We start from the raw sequence: 23678 nt of genomic DNA on the forward strand, positions 1-23678 counted from the left end.
GATACGGGCGGGAGTACCCTTTCTTAATTTCCCCTGACCAGCAGCGCCGTCCTGCGATTTCGTATGTTCACTTGATGTTAGATACTGTTGCCCCTCCCAGATGCCCTGACCGGCGGTTCCGTCTTGCGGTTTTCTCGGTCCATAACCGAGTATTAACTCTTGATTCTTACCCTCTCGTGCTGTTACTGGTCGTTTCCCCTGACCGGCAACGCCTTCGGGCGGTTTTTTGATAACCCGTCTCGAATTCAAGTACCTCATAGATTTCTCTTCATTCAATCAATTGTTGCCCTGCTGCCGTGAGCGAAATACCTGTATAGCAGTTCACGCGGGTTTCGTTTTGACGAATCCGACTCGTATCATGCGTTACGAACTCCCCGAGAGAACGGGAGAACCACGCTTTCGATTGAACTTCTTTGTCGTGTCTGATTGCCCATATCCGATACGCATTATAGAGATCATCCTTCGGGAGTTCCGCCTCCTCTTCTTCGGTAACGTACACGTCAACGAATGACTCGAAATCGTCCGCGTCGTGATCGAGTTCACTCCCGTTAGTTTGGGAGATTTGCTCTGAGGAATCTTCCCCCGGCATATCCTCTCCCGGAGCAGATTCGGCCCGATAGTCAGTCTCCGCCCGGTCACTATTTTCGTCGTCGTTTTTGGAGTCCCCCTCTGATTCATTGTGGGCGGTTGAGTGATCAAATAGGGTTGTGAGAGGTTTCGTTGTCCCGTCCGTGTAGACGACTGATGACTTCTCATCGGCAAGAATCACGATTACGTAGCTGTCGCAGCTGTACTCTGGGGTGGAGAACTCGTCTTCCGGAACGAACGGCTTTTTGATCCGAATCCAGTCGTCCTCGAACGCCGATTTCGTCTCGTAGATGTGTTGTTCACCGTGCTCATAAACGACGTACTCGTCGGCAGCGTGGTCGTAGCTGTAGATGGCCGGAACACGATCTTTCGAGAGTTTTTCCAGCGACTCGAGGCGGATATGTTCCGTCCCGCTGGCATCACGAAGGACGATCTCGTCGCCATCACGCTGCCAGATGTTCTGGGTCCCGTTCTCGTCGTCGGTCGCCGGTCGCACGGCCGTCACTCCACCTTCTTCGGTCGCTCCACCGCTGAACGTGAGATTCGAGTCAGTCGTGTAGAACCGTGTCTCACCATTCTGGAGGGTACGGACGGGAGGTGTGAGAATGCCGTCAACACGCTCGGCCCACTCAGTTTCGTCGTTTCCTGGTCGAACGACAAACAGCGGGATATCACCTGCTGCTTGGGCCTTCCGGAGATTCGTGAGCACTTTCGCGGGATTCTCGGGTGTCGTCGTTTCGACTTCGATGGCGAATCGGTCGGAAACGTCGGGGTGGCTCGCCCTCGCGTCAGGTTTCTCGCTGCCATCCTGTGCGAGGATCGAGACGGTGAAACCGAGTGCGGTGAGCTCTTCTTCGATCTGAAGGAGTGCTGCGTCGTGGGCACTCCCACCAGCGGCCTGCACGCCACCAGTATCGGGTGTCGCGACCTCTTCTCCGGCGTCAGTGAGCCGGATGCGGAGCTCGTCGGCGTCGATATCGACGGTCGTATCGAGGTATCGTGATCGTTCTCGGATGTCCGCGAGGGCATCATACGATGGCGGCTCGGCGTCGACGTCGTCGAAGAGTCGTCTGAGTTCGTCGTCAACTGCTTCGACGGCCACCCAGCCGTTTTCCTCACGGCAGCCCTCTCGAAGCTGCAGACTCCGAACCACGTTCGCAATCGCGACGTCCAGGTCGTCGCTCGCGATATCGAGCACCTCGTGTCCGTCGGCAGGTGTGCTCGTTGTTGAAGTGTCTGGCTCAGCCGGCACACCGTGTTCGTCATTGATGTCCTCGTGCATCGAGGAGAGTGTCTCAGTGAACTGCTCCTCTTCACGCTCTGTGAGCGGGGATTCGCTCTCGGGGTGGCCCGGTGGAATCGGGAGTGGTTCGAGACTGAACGGATACGGCCCCGTTTCACCGAACGTCGGGCTTGGCAGGCTGGCGATCCACTCCCCTCGTGGCAACGAACGAATCCGATTGGCGAAATCCGCGGGGTCCATCTCTTCGTGGGCCATCGCTCGCGCCAGTTCCCGGTCGACGTTGATTTTCCCGATGAGTGAACTGCCGATGTTGTTCAGAGCATTCAGGTAGATCTTCCGCCCACCTTCAGCCTCCATCTGTTCGGGGAACTGCATCGACAGACCAACAGAGAGCCGGAATCCCCGGCCTTTCTCGAGGAGATCATTCATGATGTCGGAGACCACGACCGATGCTGCCTCGTCGACGAGCAAGTTCACGACGTAGTCGTCCGAGTGCTGGGGGAGGGCCTGTTTGCGGTCCTTGAGAGCTGCATCGAGATTGGTCAGGATCACACCGGTCATAATCCGGGCGGCGTCGTCGCGGAGGTCGCCGAGGTCGAAGAGAATGACCGTATCCTCGTCGAGGACATCCCGAAAGTCGAACTGGTTCTCGGTATTGTTGAAGATCTGCCGCAGGTGCGTATCCTGTGAGATGTAGGCGAGACGGTTTCCGACACCGCCCATCACGTTCGCGAAGGTGTTCGAATCTAACTGGAGCTGCCGTCGAATCGTCCGGGTGACTTCCTCGTCGCTCGACCGTGGGGCGTCGCCGATGTTCTCGTTCGGTGGCCCGGCCTCCCAGAGCTGGTCGACGACGTGTTCGAGCTGTCGGTGGGCGAAGTAGTCCGTCGACGCTCGGTACAGCCCGTTTTCACGGCCGTATTCCTCGTCGAACAGTGCCTTGATGAGTGTCTTGATGAGAGTCGGGGCCACAGTCGCCCGCTCGTAGCGGTCGGTTCCCATCACGAGCTTCAGAATCTCTTCGTAGTGGTCGGCCTTCCGTTGGACGGCGTCTTCGCGACGCCGTCCGCTCTCCATCGACGGTTCGAGATCGAAAAACGAGAACCCGGGGAGGACGTCCGGAATCGGGAAGTGGACGACGTTCTCTTCGAGGTCGGTCATTCCGAACCGACGCGCGTGAGCCCGCATGTAATTCTGGGCCATATCGTCGTTCTTCGGGATGATGAGGATCGTCGGCCCCTCGGTGTTGTCGTACAGCGACAGCATGTCGTTGATGAGGGCTTTCGACTTCCCAGAGCCGGTTGTTCCGAATCGGCCGAAATGAGTGGGCAGCAGTCCGGGTGGAATGTGTGTCGGCACGTCTTCGGCCTCGCCGGTGTCGTTGAGAGCATACCCGATTGCCATCCCGTCTCGGAACTCACTCATGAGGTCCTGGTGCGGACGGGGCAACGGATTCCGACTCTGCTGTTCCGCACGCGTCCCACGTGTCCCCTCGACAGTAAGCTGTTCCGAGGAGGGGACGAGTACGAAATTCGCGAGCTCTCGGCCACTCAGCACGAACTCGGGTCGGGTCTTCCCACGGCCGGTCGTGATCTCACGATCCAAGAGCCGCTGCAGCGCCGCTCGGGCGTTTCGTTCTTTCGTGGCTGCCCGGAAGCCGCTGTCGCGTACCCGTTCAGCCGCAACCTGGTAGTACGGCCCGTCAAGCGGATCGAATACCGGAACAAGTGATTGCATTCGCTCATCGAGATCATCGTGACCGTCACTACCGGATGGAATCCCGACTGCTCGAATGTTCGCGGTGAACGACCGCTTCGGATTTTTCGCCTCGATTGCCGCAACACGTTTTGCAACCGCGTCGCTCAGCTGGTTTCTATCGCGACTCTCCGACTGATCGTCGAGTTCGAAGAGGGAGCCAATAATCTCCTGTGCGAGTGTGTCCCGTCCGTCGATGACGTCTTCTTTGCGAAGGTCGGCATCGGACTGCCAGCTCTCGCGTCGTTGGAAGACGACTTGGAACGCTACTGGTGCTGTCGCCTCCATCAGGTGGTCGACGAGCGACGCGAGCGCACCTCCTGGCTGATCGACGGCTGGGAGTTCCGCTTCGTCGTCGGCAGTAAATGGCGAGAGTGAGGTCATCCAGTCCTGCTTCCGAGTCGCCGACCCTTGCCACCGCACGCCGAGTGGGGAGACGGATTCGGTCGCTGGCCGGGCGAGTATCGTCCCCTCCGATGTTACCGTTGGTTTGGCAAGCGTCGTGAGTGGCTCATCCTCGGGAATCGCATCTGGTGGGGCGAGTTCGAGGACAGTATCTTCGGTTTCGATGAAGTGGTCGGCAGACTGGTCGCCGACTGTTCCTCCATCCGCGACTGATTCGGCGTCTGCTGGCCCCGCTTGACTATCGGCGTCAGTGCCACGTTCGTATTGCTCGTCAGGACCGAATTCGTACTGGAGGTCGCCCGACTCATAGTGCTCGACGAATGTCTCGCGGTCGAATTCGACAGGCTGTACGAGTCGGGATGCGATGTCGACCTCGGTACGGTCGATGTCGAACGTCTCGGGATAGACCGACCGGAGCCGTTTTTCAAGGGTATCCAGATGGTCGTCGGCACCGTAGTAGAATTCGACGGGGTCATCTTTCCCCTCACTGAGCGCGAGGAATTCGAAGCGTAGCGGTGTGTCGCTATGTAGCGGGTTGAGTTTGTCAGCTAGCCCTGCCGAGTCCGTTGAGGTCAGTTTGTGGAGGCTCTCCAGTGCCTGCGGCAGACGCTCCGGAGTGAGCCGTTCGGAGGTTGGCGTCACGCGAAGGTACTCACGCATCCTCGTCACCTCCCGCTGCGCCACCATCAGTCTCTGCTGGCGTCTGCTCAGGTGGGCGTTGTCCGTTATCGGTCGCTCGGCTTTCAATATCGTCTTGGAACGCCTGCACGTCCGCGTCTACAGCATCCTCGCCAGTACCAGGGAGCGAGGATCGCCGTTGCTCGGTTGGCTCGAAGTCGATGACTTGCTTCTCTTTGGGCATCGCTTTGACCTGGATGCCGCGCCACTCGCCGTCGACGCCCACGAGGGCCTCGGAGAAGCCGGCGTCCTCGTTGCCGGGCACGGCGTCCTGGACGAACCGCATCTGCGCGTAGTTCAGCCCGAACTCGTCGGCCCACTCATCATCCATCCCGTCGAGGCGGTGGAACTGCTTGACCGCACACTGGTCGAGAATGGCCTCACTCTCGGCGTGCTCGAAGAACTCGTCGACGGTCTGGGTGACCAGCCGGATCGAGAGGTCGTGGTGGCGGTGGTGCCGGAACACTGTTTCGAGGAACGCCAGACTCGCGGCGTCCTGCATGATGTAGCGCGCCTCGTCGATGTAGAACACGACCTCCTTCTCCGAGACTTTCGCGCGCTCGTAGACCAGCGAGATGAGCAGTTGCATGGTCAGCGCCGTACTGCTGTCGACGCTCCCCTCCTGTTGGGCGAGGTCGAGATAGATGACCTTCTCGTCCCGGATGTCGAAGTCCGATTCTTGGCCGAGGTTGGCGTGGCGACCGTCGTCCTCGAAGGGGCGGAGTTGATCGAGCAGCCACGTCGCATCCTCCTTGATCTTCCCGGCTTCCTCGTCGGATCGGACAACGAACTCCTCGGGATCGTTGACCATGTCCTCGAAGACGTCCATCATGTCCCGGATGGTCGGACTCGGGTTGCCGTGCGTCGAGATGTCGTCGGTGATGTCGTTACGCTTGTACGCTCGCTTGAGACCCAGTTCCAGTGTCGTCCGGCGGTCACCCAGCGAGATCCCGCGGAGCGCGAAGAAGTTGGTAAGGAAGCTCATCGCGTCGTCGAGCTTCTCGTTGAACGGGCTCGCGTCCTCACCCATCGCCCGCTGGACGTGCTCGGGTGTCTCGCGGATCTCCAAGGGATTCAGCCCGAGTGTCCCGCCGACCGTGATGCGTTTGGCATCGAGCGCTTCGGCGACTCCTGCCCAGTTGTTCAACGGCTCGAGGATGATGCCGATGCGGTCCTTGCTCTGCTCGATGGAACGGATGAAGTTCTGCTTCGAACTGAACGACTTCCCCGACCCCGTGTCGCCGACGGTGAACATCGCGTACCCGTTGTCCCGGGCGAACGGGTCGATGACCACGGGGCTCTGGTTGTCCTTGTGAATCCCGAACTCGACACCGCCCTCCTCGAGGATCGTCGCGTTGTGCGGCGAGGAGAGCAACGCGCCGACGGCCCCGCCGAGTGCGATTGATGTCCGCCCGAATTCGTTGTCGCCGATGGGCGCGGCGGACTGGAGGGCGAGGTCCTGCCGACAAATTGCGGTCTTCGGCGTGAGGTTCGCCGGGTCGTCGCGGAGCGCACTCTTGACCGTCTGGACGGCGTCTCTGAGGTCGTCCTTCTCGTCGGCCCGCACAGTGATGAACATCCCCTGGTCGAAAACGTTCGCGCCGTTCTCGACGGCCTTGTACGTCGCTGCGGCCTCGTTGGCGCGCTCTTGGAGATACGCGCTCCGGATACTCTGTTCCAGGTCAGCATCGACCTGGAGGTCGTCCGCGATGTCTTGCAGTTCGTTCCGGGCCCGCTCCTGATTTTTCGGCGTGATGTGGGCCGTCAGATCGAACTGGACGTCGGTCATCTCGAAGAGGTCGCTCAGATACCCGTCGTTGGGGTAGTCGGCATAGTTAGCGATGTACAGTGTCGTCGTCCACTGCTCGCCGACCCGTGCGGCTCGCGTTTCCCACTCGACAGCTCCGGGCGCGGTGACGGTCTTGTGCGACTCGGAGATGTCGTCGAGGAGCTTGCGTTCAGCCTCGCCTTCTTCGAGTGTCTCCTCGTCGAGGACATCGGTGAAGTCCACGTCTGGTTCATCATCCGCAGTGAAGCGGTCCCAGAGGTACTTACTGCCGACGCCAAGGCCGAGACCCACTGCAAGGGCTAGTACTGCACTCTCTGCTGGTGTCAGGTTCTGGAGCCACCCGGCGACGGAGCCAAGCGCGCCACCACCGGTCTGGAGGGTCACGTTACGCATCGTGTGGATCCTCCCGGCGCGAGTGGCCGATGATCGATTGGTCGCGAACCACACGCTCCGCCTCGTCGTAGTCGTGTTCGCGGCCGTTCCAGAAGTCCATATTCAGAACGAACAGCTCGACCGTGCTGAGTCGACGTGCGGACCACCCCGACGCCTGCTGGATGAACTCGGATCGCACGTCGTTCACGCGACTGTCGAGCTTCTCGAACATCTGCGCACGACGTTCGACGTCGGTAAGGTCCTCGCGGCGGGTGACGAACGGGTTGAACAGGAAGCCGATGACGGGGAACTGGGTCAGCTTCTCTGCGGGGGTGCCCTCGTCGCGGAAGCGGTCGTAGACCTCTATCGGGCTAACTTCAACGCCGATGTAGTACCGGACCTGCTGGATGCCCCGGTCACGCATCTCCTTCGGCCGTGTCTCCCGGTACTCTTCGAGGAGTTCCCGGAAGATCGGGTTCTCCGTAACGTCTTCGTCAGTGAGGCGCTCCTCAATGGTCTCGGTGATCTGCTCGACCGGAAATGAACGGGTTGTGGCGTGGAGTTTGAGCTTCGAGTCCAGTTCTTTGTTGGCGAACTCTTCTCCGGCGTCCTGGAGCTGTGCCCAGTCGTCGGACATCGCGAAGTCCATGTTGGCCGGATCGATCTCGATGAACGCCTCCATCGCGCCGTCTTCACGCTGGATAGCACCAGCGCCCGGCCACGCTCGCTTGATGTTGGTGAGATCCTGCGTTCGCTCGTCCGGCTTGAACGGCGTGTAGTTCGCGAGTCCGTCCTCGTTGCGCTCTGATTCGTTGGTACTCGTGTCGGCTTCGGCGGGCGCACTGAACGTGACCTGAGGTCGCTTGAGATACCGATAGACATCTTTCGTCCACGTCCAAGCGTTCAGGTGGGTTGGTGAGACGTAAATGACGGCGACGCCAAAGCCAAGCCCGCCAGCAACGAACGGGAGGGCCAGTGATTCGATCCCGGTGAGGCCCGCGATAAACAGCCCAATAATGGGGAAGGCGATGAGCATACCGACGTCTCCTTCCTCAATATTGAGATACGGGATGCGACTCTCCTCGCCGAACTGATCCATGATGCGCCGTGCGGCCGCGTCTTGATCTGCTGACATAGTTAGTGAATCCCTCGGTCAAACTCCATCCCACGGTCGTCACTCGCTGATTCTGCTGTCGCTCCACCTGGGTCATTCTCTGTTCGACGGTACGACGGCGTGCCACCATCGTTTCCTCCATGCCCACCGCGGGCAGCCGCTTTTTGCGCGACGGCGTGGCCAGCGGCGGCTTTCGGCCCCCATCGAGCGGCGGTCGTCGCGACGCCGGCGCCACCGACGTAGGCTCCAGCGGCGACACCGCCAACGAGTGCTGCGCCTTTCGTCGCACCGCCGACGACTTTGGCCGTCAGCGGGGTCGCGTATTTGAACGTCTTCCACGTGATGTAGAGGGCGACCAGCGGGAGAGACGCAGCGACGAGATATTTGAGGAACGCTGTTCCTGGTGTGAGCGTTCCACCGCTGTAGATCAAATCGTATCCCTTGAGGACCATCGCTGCCGGGAGCGGGAGGACAGCCAACGGGACAAACCGTTTGCAGAACCCCATCGCGATATCGGATACGACCGGAATGTTTCCGTAGGCCAGTGCAAATGCAATCGGCATTCCGTACAGGTAGACATAGAGCAGGATCATCCGGATGTAGAACAGCGCCTCCAGCGCCCACATCGAAATTCCACCAATCACGGCGAACAATAGCCCCAGCCCTGGGTTTGTGATGGCTGCACCCAAGAACTGAAGCATTGCCGAGGCTACGGAGGAAAGCTCCGGCATCAGTGCAATGGTGAACCCGTCGACGAGGTAGAGCGCAAGAGTTCCAACCCAATACCACGTAATGATTAGAAAGGCCCCGACCCAGGCCGTCTTCTTCGTTTTTCGGGCTTCGTAGGTACTTCCAATATTGAAGATCCGAACCGTGTGACGCCCCTGGACACTCATTACGAGGAGCAAAAGGGAAACCAGCATGATTTCGCCGCCGATGAGAGCATCGTGAATCGCTGGCCAGGGTGCGTTGGTTGGTTCACCGAAGACAAATGCTCCGTTCGTCTCTGGGGTCGGCGTTCCGAACATTCCCTCAGACAGAGTCTCATACCCCGACCTGAGACCGTCCATGAAGAGCCCGATGAACCAATCAACGACGCCTTTGATACCCTCAAGAACGACGTCAATGAGATCAACCATCGTCAGGCCTCCGTGATCGTGACCTCACAGTCTGTCATCTCGTCAGACCCGGAATACTGGACATTGTAGGTACTCGTGACCCGATTTCCACCGACTCGAGTCTCGACGATAACCGTGAACTGCCCGCTGTTACCATCTGGGGAACACCCCATTCCATCCTCACTCTCTGAACCGAACGGGAACGAATTACTGAACAGGTCGGCCGTCTCGCCAGGGGAGACCACTACCCGGTCGGTTTCGTGCATTCCACTGCCTCTGGGGTTCTCAATTGGATTGGGAACGTCCCCGGAGAAGATTAGTTCAGTTATCGCTTCTGGACCGCTTCCTGTGTTCTCTACCGTGACGAATGCCTCGCCATTCTTGATCCGGTCAGTCTCGCTCTCACCATAGACCTCATCCCACGGCTTATCTGGATTATTCCGATAGAGTCCGACATCCTGTATCTGGATCTCTGGACGCAGTTCAGTCGTGGTCTCGACTACTGTCTCCTCACTCTTCAACGCGAGTACGCGATATTCACCGGGCGCATATGCGGTGCCGATCTCAAACGAGACCTGTTGAGCACCCGCAGCTACGTCACGCTTCCCGAATAGCTCGTCGTTCGGTTGGATGAGATTGACCTGGTCAATGTCGGCCTCTCCGGAGAGTTCGACGACGAGTGTTGTCCCCTCGACAGCGATACGCGTGAGTGGGCCGTTGCCATCTGGGGAGGTCGTTCCGTCACCAGGCGTCCCAGAACCGCCATTGTCGTTCAGACAGCCAGCGACGCTCACGAGGGCGGCACCTGCGACTGTTCGGAGGGCGGTTCGCCGACTGATGTGTGGGTGGTTTCTAGTCATGACTATGGGTTCCGTTGGAAGATGTCTTCTGGACCGAGCATTCGGAGGAGCCGCTTGCCAGCGTAGAACATCACAATGAACGGGATGAGCTGCCAGCCGACCTCGAAAATAAATGCGAACCAACCGTCGATGGTACCGAGCGGATGCCAGCGAGCAGTAGCCGTCGCACTCACATATGCGGGGTTGTGCCCGAGCCACGAACCCGGATGGTACCGTGCCGTGTAGATACCCGGCTCGTCGATCGTCACAATCGCCACCCCGGAGGCGTTGGTCTCGACGCGTTGCTCCGCGATGGTGATGTAGCCGTTGCGAGTGTTCCCGCCAATTGGATACCGTCGGTCGGGATCGCTGAGCATGATCGGAGCGCCGGTCTCGTTGTCTCGGAGTTCGATGCGGAGTGTGGCCTGACTTTCGTTCTGCTGGAGCACCTCAACCGTCAGATTACTGTGCCGGAGCTGCCGCTCTGAGCTAGCGTCAGGTGCCACAATCGAGGCGTTCACGCCCCGTACGATCCCCGCCACCTGGAGCGCGTCGCGGTCGACGTTCTCCGCGCGAACCGCAACACCGTACGTCGTCGTGTACGACTGGTTGACGATGTCGATGTTGATGTTCTCACCGAGCGTTCCGTCCGGAGACGGTCGGTCACTGCCCCAGGTGTCGATAATCTCTGGGCCATCGCGAACTGGTTCAGCACGCGGGCCGATTCGCGACGGGTACGCGTGAACATAGACCGGAATCGCATCCGACTCGACGGTGGCGCTGTCGGTCCGGTTCGACCTGACGAGTGTATCCCAGTTGGTGTTCCGAGCGGTGTAGAACCGCCAGACGCCACGCACTCGTGCGCTTCCATTCTCCGTCAGCGTGTACCCCTGCCACGGTCTGGACTGGAAGATAGCCACACCAGCGTCACCATTGGGGTACTCGGCGTAGTAGGGGTACGCCGAGAGGTCGTAGATCTCGACGGCGATCGAATCCGAGACGTTGAGCGATTCGGTTCGGTACGTGACCTCGACATCGGTCTCGTCGCCTCGGTCGATTCGCGTGGTCTTCTTCAGTCGGACGCTGATCTCGGCTTCAAGCGTGAGGTTTGCACTCCAGTCATCCTCGATCTGGTAGTCGAGGGCCGGCGTGTGCGAGCCGTCGCGCTCGACGATGGTTTCGCCGTCCTTCTGCAATCGAACTTCCTCAACCTCGTTGCTCGCGAGCGACCACTCGATCGTCGTGTTCCCCGAAGAGCTTCCGTTCGGGACGCGAACGCGATAGTCGACGAACCCCCGTATTGTGCCGTTCGGCGCGATATAGAGCGGCGTGTCACCCGACTCCAAGTGACCTCGCGTCGACGGCTGCACTGCGAACACCGTGGCGTGGGCGTCCTCGATAAACACGCCATCTTCGAGCGACGCGTGGTGCGGATGCACGGACGTATCCGACCCACCGGCTTCGAGATCAGCGAAGTCGTTTCGCGTCCACGTTGCAGCTGTCGCCGGCGGGCGCGTGAACGTGATGTCCGTCCCGTTTGCGAGCTGGTGCATCGCGGTCCGGCTCTCGCCGTAGCGCTGCTGGTACTCCTCTTGGCTGATGTAGTTGTCCGCGTCGCGAGACCACAGCGTCGCTGATTCATTTTCTGTGAGGCCATTCCCCTCCGTGCCTGGCCGTGGCGGGCTTGCAGTGACGAGACCTGTGACTAGGCTCGTCACGAACAGGGCGGCCATTAGCACGGAGAGCTCTCGTTGTGTCATGGGGGCTCGCGACGGGGGTGGTAGTCGCCTACCAGGGGGCGAGGTCGACGCACTGCGCCAGCGGGAGGTTCATCATCGACCCAGCGACGGTGTAGAGTGGGCCGAGGGCGACGAGGACGACCGCGGACTTCATCGCCGACCGTTTGTGCCGCTTGAGGCCCTTCTTCTGCTCGGGCGTGATCGTGAACATCTCGATAAGGGAGTCAGCCTGCCACACGACTGCGAGGCCGACAATGCCCAGCGCCGTGGTAAGCTGGAAGAAACCCTCGATCATGCTGGGAAGGTTGTCCGCACTACAGACGGCATTCGTCTGTGCGGCGGCGGGTTCCACAGCGAACAGGCTCAGGGCGACGACGATGAACATAGCTTGCCTGGGAAGCCTACTCGATGCCGTGGACTGGCTGTCGGGGCGATTCGAAGCCGTCTCGGAGGGCGTATTGTCCTGTGACATAGCGGGTTACTCCTCTGCGTCGTCGACGAGTGCTTTCAGATCAGCGTAGCGGTTGGTCTCCTCGACGATCTCGTCTTTCGTGTAGCCCTGTTCGCGAGCCCGTTCGAAGAGATCTCGAAGCTCGTCGGGGTCGACGTCGCGAAGTTCCATCTCATCTCGGAGGGCGCGGCGGTAGAGGGCGGACCCGTTGATATGGCTGTTCCACGTCAGGTACAGGTCATCGATGTCTTCGATGGTGACTGCCCGTGTGATCATATGTGCGGGGTGGGTATGCACCGGTTGAGCCCCGGTCCATGGTGGTGCGATAGCTAGAAGATCGGTATATGCTTTCTGGCCACCAACTGGCGCAAAAATCTAAAGTAAATTATAACCGGATAGCTCGTTCACCTCGCAAGGGTACGGTTAACCAACAATGGGGCTAGATTCCGTTGTCTGTTGGTTAAGGTTAGGATGGCCTCTACTCGAGTTCCACGACCTCTCCACGCCCGTTGTCAAGGATTTCTCGCACCTCGGCCAAGCGTTCCTGACCCTCCTCGTGGAGCCTTGTCCCTTCATCGAGATCACACTCATCCGCATCGAGCTGCTCAATGATTTCTTCGACACGGGTCAGCCGGTCGTGGATCTCTTGGTCGTTTGCCACGCTCAGATCACCCCCAACCAAAGCCCAGTGATAGCCAACAACAGCAACAACAGCACAGCGATTGCGGCCTTGTAGTAGACCGGCGGGAGGCCCTCGGGTACGGCCGCCTCGTCGACTGCTTCGGCAAGCTCCCGTTTATGTTCGTGCTCTTGCTGGAAGGTCTCGTACGCGGCGTCGAGTTGCTGTGCCAGCGGCTTGACTTCGCCCGCCAAGAACTCCTCGCGGGAATTCACGATATACTCGCCGGCGGCCGTCGGCGTGATCGTTGCCACATCCGCGACCTGATCGGCGATTAACCGGTCGTCAGTATGCCCGATCGCCGTGACGATCGGGGTGTTTGCGGTGAAGATAGCTTCCGCGACCTGCTCGGTGTTGAACGCCTGGAGGTTCGAATCACTCCCGCCGCCACGGCCGACGATGATCGAGTCGACCTCTTCGGAACGGTCCAGATGGTGGATGCCATTCGCGATAGACGTGGGCGCCTCCGACCCTTGGACGGTGGCGTCCTTCACCAGGATGTCGACGGTAGGGTCCTGTTCGTGGATCGCGTTCTGGATGTCATACCGGGCATCGCCACGGAGGGAGGTTACGACCCCAACCCGCTCTGGGAACGCTGGCGGGCGCTGTTTCTGCTCGTCGTCGAACCAGCCACGCTCTTCGAGTTCGCTTCGCAGTCGCTCGACTGCGGCCGCTTGGTCGCCGTCGCCGACGACAATCACCTCCCACGGCTTGAGATCGATTTTCCCACCCTCAGTCCAGTAGTCGATATCGCCTTCGAGGATGACCTCAGTTCCGTCCTCGAGGTCAGCATCCATCTTCCGATAGCGGTTCGCCCAGATCATACAGGGGAGCTCGGCGTCGCCGTCAGTGAGCGTGAAGTAGAGCGCCGTACTGTTTTTGTGGAGATCGGTGACTTCGCCGATACAGCGGACGCTATTGAGGGCAGGCGTGTCCTGGACGACCGACGCAATCCGGTCGTTCAGCTGTGACACGCTAAGGACCTCTCCTGCATCGGGCTCGGCTGCCTGCCGTTCAGCATCCGGTGCGTCCGCCATACACGTCTACTAACTTTTGAACAAGATCCTCAAAAAGCTATCTTCGTGCTGAGTATACCACCTCAGCAAGGGAATCGTAGTAGGGGACGACCCAGATATCAACAGACCATATCGCTTGTGCAGCGTAGAACTACCCCGTTAGCTCCCCGTCGTCGAGTTCTTCATTTGCGACCTCGATCAGTTTCTGCAGTCTGTCGTCGAACTCGTCCTCGAACTCCGTATGTAGTGCGTCATCGTACATTCGAAGAGTTCGCCCTAGCCCAATCGCAGCAAGCCATTCTTGGAACTGGTTATTATTCATATCATCAACCGATTTACTCAATGCATTCGTGTTTGACCCCGTCGCCCAGAGCTGAAGAAGATCGAGGTCGTTGACCATCGCAAGACGAGCGAAATCCGCAAACGCGGCGCTCACCTCTCGAGAGAGTTGGGTATAGGAGACAGAATCTCGGTCAAGTTCCTGTTCACCGCCTAGTAGTTCATTGACGTACGAGAGCGAACGCAGTGACAGAAATCCATCTCTATCGACTGCCATTGGTGGATCGCTCTCCGATTCTGCGATCTCAGACAATGCCTGTCCACAAGATCCGCAGTAGTGGTGAACCGCCTTGACTTGGCTCCCACAATTCGGGCAGTAGGCCATACTGTGAGCTACGAGTCAGACGTACTGAGGCTTTGCCGGTTTGGGAGATCGCCGTACGAATCTGAGGGGGCTTCCTTTTAGTTAGAGCTGTAGCGGAGTGGACTTTGTGAGCTTCTGACTTGAGTACCTCGAATCATCTCACGCACCGGGACAAGGTTATTTTGTCCGTTCTGTCAATACCGGAGGTATGGTTAATCTGGTTTCAGTAGGGGAATTCAATCTCGACGAAGGGGCCCTCCACGCGGCTGTCGATACGTACCTCGATTTCAAATCGACTGATGAGGACCAGAGAAATTGGACCCGAGAGGTTCTGAATAGCGGCCATTCGTGGCTCAATCAACGGGACCTGACTACGGACACGGTATCGGAATATACGTCAGAACTGAGAGAAGCAACGGGAGATGATCACCCAATTCTGTCTGAGGAAGACTTCGACGACCTGGAAGCGAAGGTAGCTGACGACGCTGGAAATTTCGTCGAGGACCTGGTAGCGCTATTCGAAGATGAGAGTTCACTCGAAGATCGCATCGAGCGATTCAGGACGAATCAAGATATAGATCCCACGGTCATTAGTGCTCTCTTGGCGACTTCCGACCCCGACCAATATGTACTATACGACGAGAAAGGCTTTGAGACGCTCATTCGTTACTTCACTGGGTTGCACAGTCCCGATCTCGGCGATCTCTCTGTCGGGAAAAGATACGAACTCTATCGGGACTACTGTGCAACAATCCAGACGGACGTTTTGAGCGAGAAACTCGCTGACGCCACGCTCCAAGACGCTCAAGAGTTCGTAGGTACTGTAACGCACTCGGCGGAATGTAGATACAATTTCATTCTCAGATACCTCTTCAGACACACTAGCCGGTTAGAGGAGTTCGAGGACGAAACCTCTGTGTTCCTCGACGAAATTCGCACGCTACCACAGGCATTTCTCAGAGATCAGCTTGAGGCGTACGAAGGACGCCAGAAAATAGCCAAAATCCGGTACGATGTGCTCGATGCCATCCTTGACGGTGAATCCGTAGATATCGACGAAATCGCCGCACGAGAGAACGCAAACCACGAGAAGAACATTATGAACTCGTGGGACGACTACAAGATCCTCGCTCAGATTTACTACAACTATGCCAAAGACCGTGTAGAGTCGTATATCGAGGATTTGCTCGATTATCTACGAAACGAGATAGACGCTGACCAACTGTCTACTCACTACGTCACCTACCAAGGCGCAACCAACATCCCGAGTACTCGCTCGTGGGCTGTTCTGTATCCGAGCGTTCTCGGAGATCACAAATCGGCATATCAACTGTACATCTATTTCTATCCCAACGAGATTGAATACGGGATCGATAACGGGAGCGACGTCCCTCGAAAGGAATACGATGACGAGTCGTTCGAGTCTGAAGACGAAATATCGATCCAGAGCGTGGTCGAAGCGTACAGAGAACGGCTGGACACGTTCTGGAGGTGGAACGAAGAACTGATCGAAGAACCGGACTCCGCAGAGTACGACGAGTTACCGTGGTTCGAGACCGTCGAAAAACATCTCCAGCGCAAGAAACAGATCGTTTTCCACGGCCCACCAGGAACCGGGAAGACCTATGGAGCGCTCAACTTCGCCAAGTGGTGGATAGACAGGGGGCTGGACGAGCAAGACCACTTCGACGACGCTGTCGAGGACCGCCTTCGGATGGTAACGTTCCATCCGACGTTTTCGTATGAAGACTTCATTGAGGGGATAACGGCGAAGACCCGTGACGGCGACCTCGTGTACGAACCCGAGGCTGGCGTGTTCAAAGAGATGGCTGAGGACGCCGTCGAGGCCTACGAAGACGCCGACTCGAAAGCAGATGCCCCCAGATACATCCTCATCATCGACGAAGTGAACCGGGGAAACATCCCGAAGATCTTCGGTGAGACGATCACCCTCATCGAGAACGACAAGCGACTCGGTGAGCCGAACGAGATGAGAGACGAGCTGCCACATTCAGAGGACCGGCTCGTAGTGCCCCCGAACCTCTACATCATCGGGACGATGAACACGGCCGATCGGTCAATCGCCCTTGTCGATGCCGCGATACGTCGGCGATTCCGATTTCGACACTTCCCGCCGAACTACGAAGTTCTCTACGACGAACTTGGCTTCGATGGTGAACAGGACGTCAAAACCAAGGCGTCAGTCGAGGAGGGAGAGGACCTCGGTGCTCTTTCCATTCTCGCACTCAGTGCTATCAACGAACGTATTCGGGACAGTGGGAACCTCGGGAAAGGCAAACAGGTCGGTCACTCCTACCTCATCGGTGGGACGACGGACGAGCGCCTCGTAGAGTCCTGGAAGAACGAGATACTCCCTCTGCTCGATGAGTACTACTTTGGAGACATGGAGCGGCTTAAAGAGCACATATTCGATGGCGGGGGTGAGAGCCTCTTCAACTGGAAGGAACAGCGGATCGCCGATTTCGATTCCGACGCTCTCCGTGCCGCGCTTTCCGAACTCGTTGGCGAGGATGGTGAAGTGGAGTGACAACTGCTGACCTGATAGAACTGTCCGAGTACGACGAATCAGACCCAATCGACCTGTCCGATGACGATATCGAGATGGTCGAATCACAGGTCGATGGATTACGAGTGGAGTACAGACGAGGCAAACAGGTCGTACTGCACACGGATCATCGAGTCGGAGTCGTTGCCCTCCCTGATGGACCCACTATTGAGATACAACCGAAAATCGGGGAGCCGAACCTAGTCACGCTGCTACGATATGCAAACGGGACAGAACCAACCCATCTCTCACACGAAACGGAACTCGAAAGCGGGACGAATTTTGTGGACACGATAGCAGCCCTGTTTCTCGAAGAACTGGAAACAGTTCTGTCTCAGGGCCTTAGGAGAGAGTACGTCGATGTAGAAGGAACAGAAGAGTATCTCCGGGGCAGATTGAACGTCCAGAGACAGCTCGCAGGAGGTCCCGGTAAGACGGATTTCGAGTGCGATTACGACGAATTCACCTACGATACCACGCTAAACCAGACGATTCTCTGCGTTGCGAACACGCTGTCGTCGCTGGTGGATAGCACCGAGATCGCTGGCGAACTACGCGAATACGAATCGCGGCTTAGACGACGAGTGACGCTCCGCGAAGTTTCGATCGAGGAAGCCGAACGGATCGAACTGACTCGCCTTACTGATTACTATGGGAAGGTTCTGGCCTTGTCTCGGCTCGTGCTGAAACACATCTACATCGAAGACATCGTCGCCGGTGAGGGTGCATCGTACTCCCTGTTGATCGGAATGAATGAGGTGTTCGAAAAGGTAGTGGAGAGAACGGCACGCGAAACCGTGGACGAACGAGATGGCTGGAGCGTAGAAGGGCAGGCTCGAACCGACAATCTACTCAGGGGAAATCCGTCGATTCGTATGCGACCTGATTTCGTAGTCAAACGCCACGGTGAGCCGGTATTGGTCGGGGACGCCAAGTGGAAGACCGGCGTCAAGAATAACGACGTCTATCAGGTCGTAGCGTACCAGACAGCCTATGATGCGCCAGGTGTGCTGGTCTATCCAGACAACGATGGTGCTGTTGAGAATGACTACTCCGTGAAGAACGGGCATAGTTTATCGATGTTGGAGCTACCGACAGGGGTGAATACTGCAGACGTTGGTGAATTTGGTCGAGAAAACGTTGAGCGATTTTTCGATTTTCTCTCCCGGACTGTAGGTTGACAACTCGGAGGGAGGAGTCGTGAACTGTCGAACCGAATTCCCTTTTACTCGGAGTTGTGGCCGCGGGCTTCATGAGCTTCTGACTGGAGCTTCGTTGAGGAGAGTCAAACCAAATTAGGAATCCTATCGTGTGTAGCAGGGATCTGATCTTGGATCGATCTCAGAGTGAATCTCGGACTAAATCGTCGAACTCAATCAGTATCTGCTCAGGAACAAACTGTTCGAAGGCTACCCACCCGTCCGGAAATCCAATTGTTACTCGCGGATGTAGCGGTTCGCCGTGTTCCATCGAGCGGACGTCAGTCGGGACGGTGACGAGTCCCGATGCCGCGTTGAGTTCCGTGTCACCTCGCTGGAGAAGGTCCTCGACGATCGCGTCGGTACGAACGTCGGCTACGTTTCCAGCTTCTGGATCCTTTGACCGAACTTCGATCTCTCGCGTGCTGTCCCGTGGGTTCGTATTTCTCAATCGAAGTGTCGAATATCCATCGACACAGGCATCTTCGAACCGGCCGCGGAATCCGGAGTCGAGAAAGGAAATTCGGGTCGCATCATCCAGGCCAAGATAACTTAGCACAGCTTGCAAGGTCGCATCTGCGGTACTGTCGTCGGAAGCCCGAACAGCGAGGAGCTGGGTCCTCGGTTTGAACGTCGCGACGGTCGTTTCCCGGTCGTCAGGTGCGAGTGTGAGTTGTGTTTGTGAACCCGTTTCCGGCACCTGGCAGATGACGTAGATACGGTCGTGGTCCCTGATTGCAGTCTCGACATCTGGGCCGTATGCTCCAGAGGAACTCTCGTTATTGTTTCGTCCGAGGGCGTCATCGGAGGAGAGTCGGTGCAAGCCGTTGACCCGATAGTAATAGACGGTGTGTTCGCCGGCGAATCTGAGTTCGGAAGCGGCTCGCCGGAGTTCCACCTCGGATAGCTCGTCGAGGAAACTCTCGAAATTCTTGTCGTCGACGTCGATGGAGATCTCAGCTGCTTGGAGGACACGCCGGCGAGCGGCTTGGGTTGGTAGACTCTGTATTAATTTTTGTGGCGTAGATTCGTTTCCGCTAAGATCAATAGGGTCTTTCATGTATCGTGTTCCAAGTCACATTATTGATTTTAATGACTCGATAGCAGCTTTTGCAATTTGCTCAGTTTCGCTACCCGTGGCTATCACCTTGCCACTAGAGAATATCAGTAGAACGCACGAATGACTGGGTGGTCTGTAAATCAGCCCTGGAAACTGCTCAGGTTCGTATTCTGTATTTTCTAGCCCAAGTTTAATGGCAAGTTTGCCAAGATCTATATTCTTGCTGAGATCATCGGTACAAACGACATTTCGAATTACAAAATTCGGATCTACGGGTTCTTCAATAATACCTAGGTTGGTAAACTCATTTAATAACTTATTTTTCGCAGTTTCAATCTCCTCAATGGATCTAGCACCACGGATCGCATAAGTGCCTGTCCGGTAAACCAAAATCAAGGAATTATTAGACTCTAATTGAAGCGTCGGCGGTGCTGGTCGATGTTCATCGTCATATTTTGCTTGTTGAATATCATTAGCTACCTCAACCAAATCAATCTCTACTTGTAGGTCCCCGGATCCAACCACATTCACAATATTGGTGCTTCCCATGTGCAAGATGCTTGGCTACTCTATTTTCAGCAGAGACATAGAGATTGTCCTATCTAATCTGGATTTCTGGAATAGAGCCACTGAGCATCCTCTCTGATTAGAATTTGGTCAATGGATCCTACATATGCGCCACACAGTAACCGATGCGCTGTAGTACCAGTTTTATATATCCCTCGTGAAAATGGAAGGACATCTGATGTCCGGACAGCAACCTCGCCAAGAAAACCGCCCTGAGCTTCCGATCGAACGTGGTTTTCCGATCGAACGTGTGAACGAGATCGCAGAGAAAGAGAGTCGGGCGAAACAATACTATCGGCCTATTTATACGATGCACAAATGGTGGGCACGCCGTCCGGGGTGTCTCTTCCGTGCAATCACGATGTATTCACTTTTGGATGAGGAAACGACACCTGATGATGTCGCTGTCTACGAACCTGGCGAAAATCAACAGCTCGGGAGTAATGGATTAAGCGAGACTGACCTAGTTGAGGCTCTCGGCAATGTCGATATGGATGATCCGGAGTCTTTGTGGGAGTTTTATCCTAAGGATGTTCGGATAAAAGATAAGAAAATTCTAGACCCATTCATGGGGGGCGGAACTTCACTTGTAGAAGCCTCCCGTTTTGGAGTTGATTCAGTTGGTATGGATCTTAACCCTGTCGCCTGGTTCGTTACAAAAAAGGAGCTAGACGCTGGCCGAACTGATGTCGACGAACTGGAGGCAGCCTTTGAAAAAGTCAAGGCAGACGTTGCGGCTGAAATTCTAGAATACTATCGTACCCCCTGTCCGAACGGTGATCACCATGCTGATGTAATGTATAACTTATGGGTAAAAGAATTAGACTGCGTTTCATGTGGGCATACTATTCCACTTTTCAAGGACTATCGGGTGGCCGCTGGACGCTACGAAAACGATGATAAATATAATGTTCTTTGTCCAAATTGCAATGATGTAACTCTCGTAAATGACTGGCAAGATGAAAGCAACTGCAACAGCTGCAACCATCAATTCACTCCGAAAAATGGTAATGTTTCGAGGGGAGGTTACTACAACTGTCCCGAATGTGGGCAAAAAGAGTCAATCACTGACGCAATAGCTGATCAAGGAAAGGCGGATCAACGACTCTATGCAATTGAATACTATTGTGAGCACTGTGATGATCAGGGCCGACAAAAAAGTGCTTACAAAGGCTACAAGAAGGCAGAACCCGCTGATAAGCAACTCTTCGAGGAGGCAAAGCGTGATTGGAAAACTAGAACAGATCTTCATGAGTATGTTCCAAAAGAAGAAATCCCAGAAGGTGCGATTACTGCAGCGTCGTCAGTGAGTGGGAACGATGTTTTCCAACATGGGTTCTCAAAGTGGACAGACATGTTCAATGAAAGGCAACTCCTATGTCTCTCTACGCTTCTTCGCTCTATAGAGAAAGTTGAAAACCAAAATACGAAAGAATATCTATTACTTGCGTTCTCTGAGGCACTGAATTTTAACACAATGATGGTTCCCTATCAGGCAGGACGGAACCATACGAATCACTTATTTAAGACGAATTCTTTCGATCCACCACAGAAATCTTCTGAGGGGAATCTTTGGGGGACGAAATTTGGCATCGGTCGATTCCAAAGCACATTTGATATGATTTCTACCGCCATCGAATATGCAAAATCCCCGACTGATAGGTATGTTGAGAATGGCGAGACGGTGGAAACAAAAGGATTTGGGCAACCAATAGGCGAAAATTCAAAAGTCTATCAAGACGATATGCGGAATATTACCGCTGAGAACGAGTATGATGCAGTAATTACTGACCCACCATATTATGACAATATAATCTATTCTGAAGTTGCCGACTACTACTATGTCTGGCAAAAGATAATTCTTGAAGACGATTACCCAGGATTCGACCAAGAACAGACCCCGCGTGCGGAGTCAATCGTCACTAATCCGTATCTGGACAAGACGGCAGAAGACTTTGAACACGAAATGGGTGAAGCACTCTCAGTAATTAACCGTGCTTTAAAACAAGAGGGAACGCTCGCATTCACCTATCACCACAGCGATCAGGAATCCTGGGGTGAACTCCTAGAATCTCTGTGTAATAATAACTTTGAGGTCACCGCAACTTATCCAATTAATTCGGATATGCGGAAATTCATTGGTGGCGAATCAGTCGCATTTGATATTGTTATTGTTGCACGTCCGACTGAAGATAGACGCCCGACTTCCTGGGACTCGCTCCGCCGCCATATTGTCCGGACTGCCAGAGAAACTCGTGAAACTCTTGAGGAACACCGTGAACTTGCGGGAGGAGATATTGGTGTCATTGAGATGGGTGAATGTTTCCAAGTGTATTCAAAACATCATGGCGAGGTTCACCGCGCCGGCGAAGTAATGTCGGCAAAAGAAGTTGTTGACGAAATCTATGGTATTATTCAGGATAACGATCGAGGTGAACAAGATATCTATCGAGATCTCCTCGAAGAACACAATCCAACATATAATGATTTAAACAAGCATCTCAAGCGCTCAGACGCTTCGGAAGAGCAGATGAAAGAGATGGAGTTGTTCCGTATAGAGGGTGGTGATTTCATACTCTGCCAATGGGACGATGAAAAGCGACAGGCATACGTCCAAAGTAAGGTAGAGGAGGGCAATGGCGATCTTACCGACCTCGACAAAGCACACTTCCTCCGTTACCACTTCGAGCAGGGAAAAGACCCGAAGGAATACCTCGAACGCTGGAACGATGACGAACTCCGTGAGCTTTGCGAGGGCCTCGCAGAAGCGACTGGTGACGAGACCTACCTAACGATGATTGGCGTGGATATGTCGCTTGATGCGTTCGGCGACGAATAATGATAGATCCGGATCAAATCGACTTCGTCAACGAGATCATCGACAAGCCTGCTGTCGAGCCGTTTCTGAGGGCAGAGTACGATAATGAGTGGGAAGAACAGCTTTTCGTCGATACAGTTCTTGTACCTGTCTATCTCGCGAAAAACCTCTCAGAATCAGAATATAACTCTCTGATGTCGGACGAACTGGTGAACTATGCTGCTTCGTTCTATGAACGATCTCGAATCTATCATTCGTTTTGGTCGGACTGGATTTCTTGGTATAGGGACGACGTTCAGAAACCGTATACTACAGCTCGTTCGGGTATCCATCTCTTTGCACCGATATATGCGCAAGAGTTGGAAGGGCCCCTGCGTTATCAGATCTCTGCTCTGACTGATCTCCTAAACACCTACCGAGGAAATTACGGTGATTGGTCGGAGAGAATGTACGACGGCGATGAACGTCGGTATGTTCCTAGTGCTCTAAGCGATTGTATCCAGATCTCTCGACAATTGCACGGCTCTTCTGATAACGATGAACTGAACCAAGGGTTCGAGAATCTGACTTCGTCCCTAATTTTACTTGCCCAGCACGAATCATTCGCTGAGCAACACGAGCAGGATATCGATTTCAGTAGCGTCCTGCAGGAACACGAGACCGACGATCATCCAAATACTGGTGATGTTCGAAATGCTATCGCACATGCTAATTACTACCTTGACTTCGAAGAAGCATTTGAGTCAGATGAGAGAAATGTAGTCTTTGAATTGGGTGATCAGGAATTTTCCCTGAACGCTGATGGAGTGTTGTTGTATCTAGGAAAACAGCTTATGCTGAGCTACGCAATTAGTACAGGGATTACACTAGCTCTGTTCCATGCTTCTCTTGAAACAGATTCAGACGAGTATATCTCTATTCTCTGGAATGTCCTCCCCGGAAGCGTCGACCAATCCCTCTTGTAATCTCGTACCATTAGAATCTCTGAAGACAAGAGTTCCTTTCGTGGGCGACTAACCGACCTCTCGAGATGGCTTTC

General features: G+C 55.5%; 17 protein-coding genes. 4 read left to right on the forward strand and 13 right to left on the reverse strand.

The features are described 5' to 3' along the window. Positions 1-268: 268 nt before the first annotated feature. The 11 genes from MUG95_RS15960 to MUG95_RS16010 form a co-directional block, all read right to left on the reverse strand. Positions 269-4651 carry an ATP-binding protein gene (locus MUG95_RS15960; RefSeq protein WP_247010705.1) on the reverse strand — a complete coding sequence of 1461 codons (4383 nt, stop codon included), beginning with the start codon at positions 4649-4651 and terminating at the stop codon, positions 269-271. Next, a complete protein-coding gene (locus MUG95_RS15965; RefSeq protein WP_247010706.1) occupies positions 4644-6851 on the reverse strand; it encodes a VirB4 family type IV secretion system protein in 2208 nt (735 codons plus the stop codon). Before MUG95_RS15965 ends, MUG95_RS15960 begins: the two co-directional genes overlap by 8 nt. Further along, positions 6844-7965, reverse strand: coding sequence for a TraC-like domain-containing protein (locus MUG95_RS15970; RefSeq protein ID WP_247010707.1), 1122 nt, complete (start codon positions 7963-7965; stop codon positions 6844-6846). The genes MUG95_RS15965 and MUG95_RS15970 overlap by 8 nt, the downstream gene beginning before the upstream one ends. A 2-nt stretch (positions 7966-7967) precedes the next feature. After that, positions 7968-9083 carry a TrbL/VirB6 family protein gene (locus MUG95_RS15975; protein ID WP_247010708.1) on the reverse strand — a complete coding sequence of 372 codons (1116 nt, stop codon included), beginning with the start codon at positions 9081-9083 and terminating at the stop codon, positions 7968-7970. 2 nt (positions 9084-9085) lie between these two features. Further along, complete coding sequence (locus MUG95_RS15980; RefSeq protein ID WP_247010709.1) at positions 9086-9922, reverse strand: hypothetical protein; 837 nt, start codon at positions 9920-9922, stop codon at positions 9086-9088. Between the two features lie 2 nt (positions 9923-9924). Then, on the reverse strand, positions 9925-11661 hold the full coding sequence (locus tag MUG95_RS15985; RefSeq protein ID WP_247010710.1) for a DUF8186 domain-containing protein: 1737 nt from the start codon (positions 11659-11661) through the stop codon (positions 9925-9927). A gap of 28 nt (positions 11662-11689) precedes the next feature. Continuing rightward, entirely contained in the window at positions 11690-12112 is a 423-nt protein-coding gene (locus tag MUG95_RS15990) for a DUF7985 family protein (protein ID WP_122106700.1), read from the reverse strand. A 6-nt stretch (positions 12113-12118) separates the two neighbouring features. Further along, complete coding sequence (locus tag MUG95_RS15995) at positions 12119-12367, reverse strand: hypothetical protein (RefSeq protein WP_123115093.1); 249 nt, start codon at positions 12365-12367, stop codon at positions 12119-12121. 202 nt (positions 12368-12569) lie between these two features. Further along, positions 12570-12752 (reverse strand): exodeoxyribonuclease VII small subunit, encoded by a 183-nt coding sequence (gene xseB, locus MUG95_RS16000; RefSeq protein WP_049987856.1) that lies wholly within the window; start codon positions 12750-12752, stop codon positions 12570-12572. A gap of 2 nt (positions 12753-12754) precedes the next feature. Beyond that, the gene (gene xseA / locus MUG95_RS16005) at positions 12755-13807 is read right to left on the reverse strand and encodes an exodeoxyribonuclease VII large subunit (protein ID WP_247010711.1); all 1053 of its coding nucleotides are present in this window, start codon (positions 13805-13807) and stop codon (positions 12755-12757) included. 130 nt (positions 13808-13937) lie between these two features. Then, complete coding sequence (locus MUG95_RS16010) at positions 13938-14378, reverse strand: hypothetical protein (protein WP_247010712.1); 441 nt, start codon at positions 14376-14378, stop codon at positions 13938-13940. Positions 14379-14637: 259 nt separating this feature from the next. On the opposite strand from MUG95_RS16010, the gene MUG95_RS16015 reads away from it, so the two are divergent. Both MUG95_RS16015 and MUG95_RS16020 read left to right on the forward strand, forming a co-directional pair. Then, the gene (locus MUG95_RS16015; protein ID WP_247010713.1) at positions 14638-16977 is read left to right on the forward strand and encodes an McrB family protein; all 2340 of its coding nucleotides are present in this window, start codon (positions 14638-14640) and stop codon (positions 16975-16977) included. After that, positions 16974-18176: an McrC family protein gene (locus MUG95_RS16020; protein WP_247010665.1), complete on the forward strand. Its 1203-nt coding sequence runs from the start codon at positions 16974-16976 to the stop codon at positions 18174-18176. The genes MUG95_RS16015 and MUG95_RS16020 overlap by 4 nt, the downstream gene beginning before the upstream one ends. Positions 18177-18336: 160 nt before the next feature. Here MUG95_RS16020 and MUG95_RS16025 read toward each other — a convergent pair whose 3' ends face one another. Then, positions 18337-19254: a hypothetical protein gene (locus MUG95_RS16025; protein ID WP_247010666.1), complete on the reverse strand. Its 918-nt coding sequence runs from the start codon at positions 19252-19254 to the stop codon at positions 18337-18339. A 15-nt stretch (positions 19255-19269) separates the two neighbouring features. Further along, entirely contained in the window at positions 19270-19803 is a 534-nt protein-coding gene (locus tag MUG95_RS16030; protein WP_247010667.1) for a TATA-box-binding protein, read from the reverse strand. Between the two features lie 196 nt (positions 19804-19999). On the opposite strand from MUG95_RS16030, the gene MUG95_RS16035 reads away from it, so the two are divergent. Beyond that, positions 20000-22660, forward strand: coding sequence for a DUF1156 domain-containing protein (locus MUG95_RS16035; protein WP_247010668.1), 2661 nt, complete (start codon positions 20000-20002; stop codon positions 22658-22660). Further along, on the forward strand, positions 22660-23604 hold the full coding sequence (locus tag MUG95_RS16040; protein WP_247010669.1) for a hypothetical protein: 945 nt from the start codon (positions 22660-22662) through the stop codon (positions 23602-23604). Before MUG95_RS16035 ends, MUG95_RS16040 begins: the two co-directional genes overlap by 1 nt. The last annotated feature ends 74 nt before the right edge of the window (positions 23605-23678 follow it).

Source organism: Halorientalis litorea, assembly GCF_023028225.1.
GTDB classification, from domain to species: Archaea; Halobacteriota; Halobacteria; order Halobacteriales; family Haloarculaceae; genus Halorientalis; species Halorientalis litorea.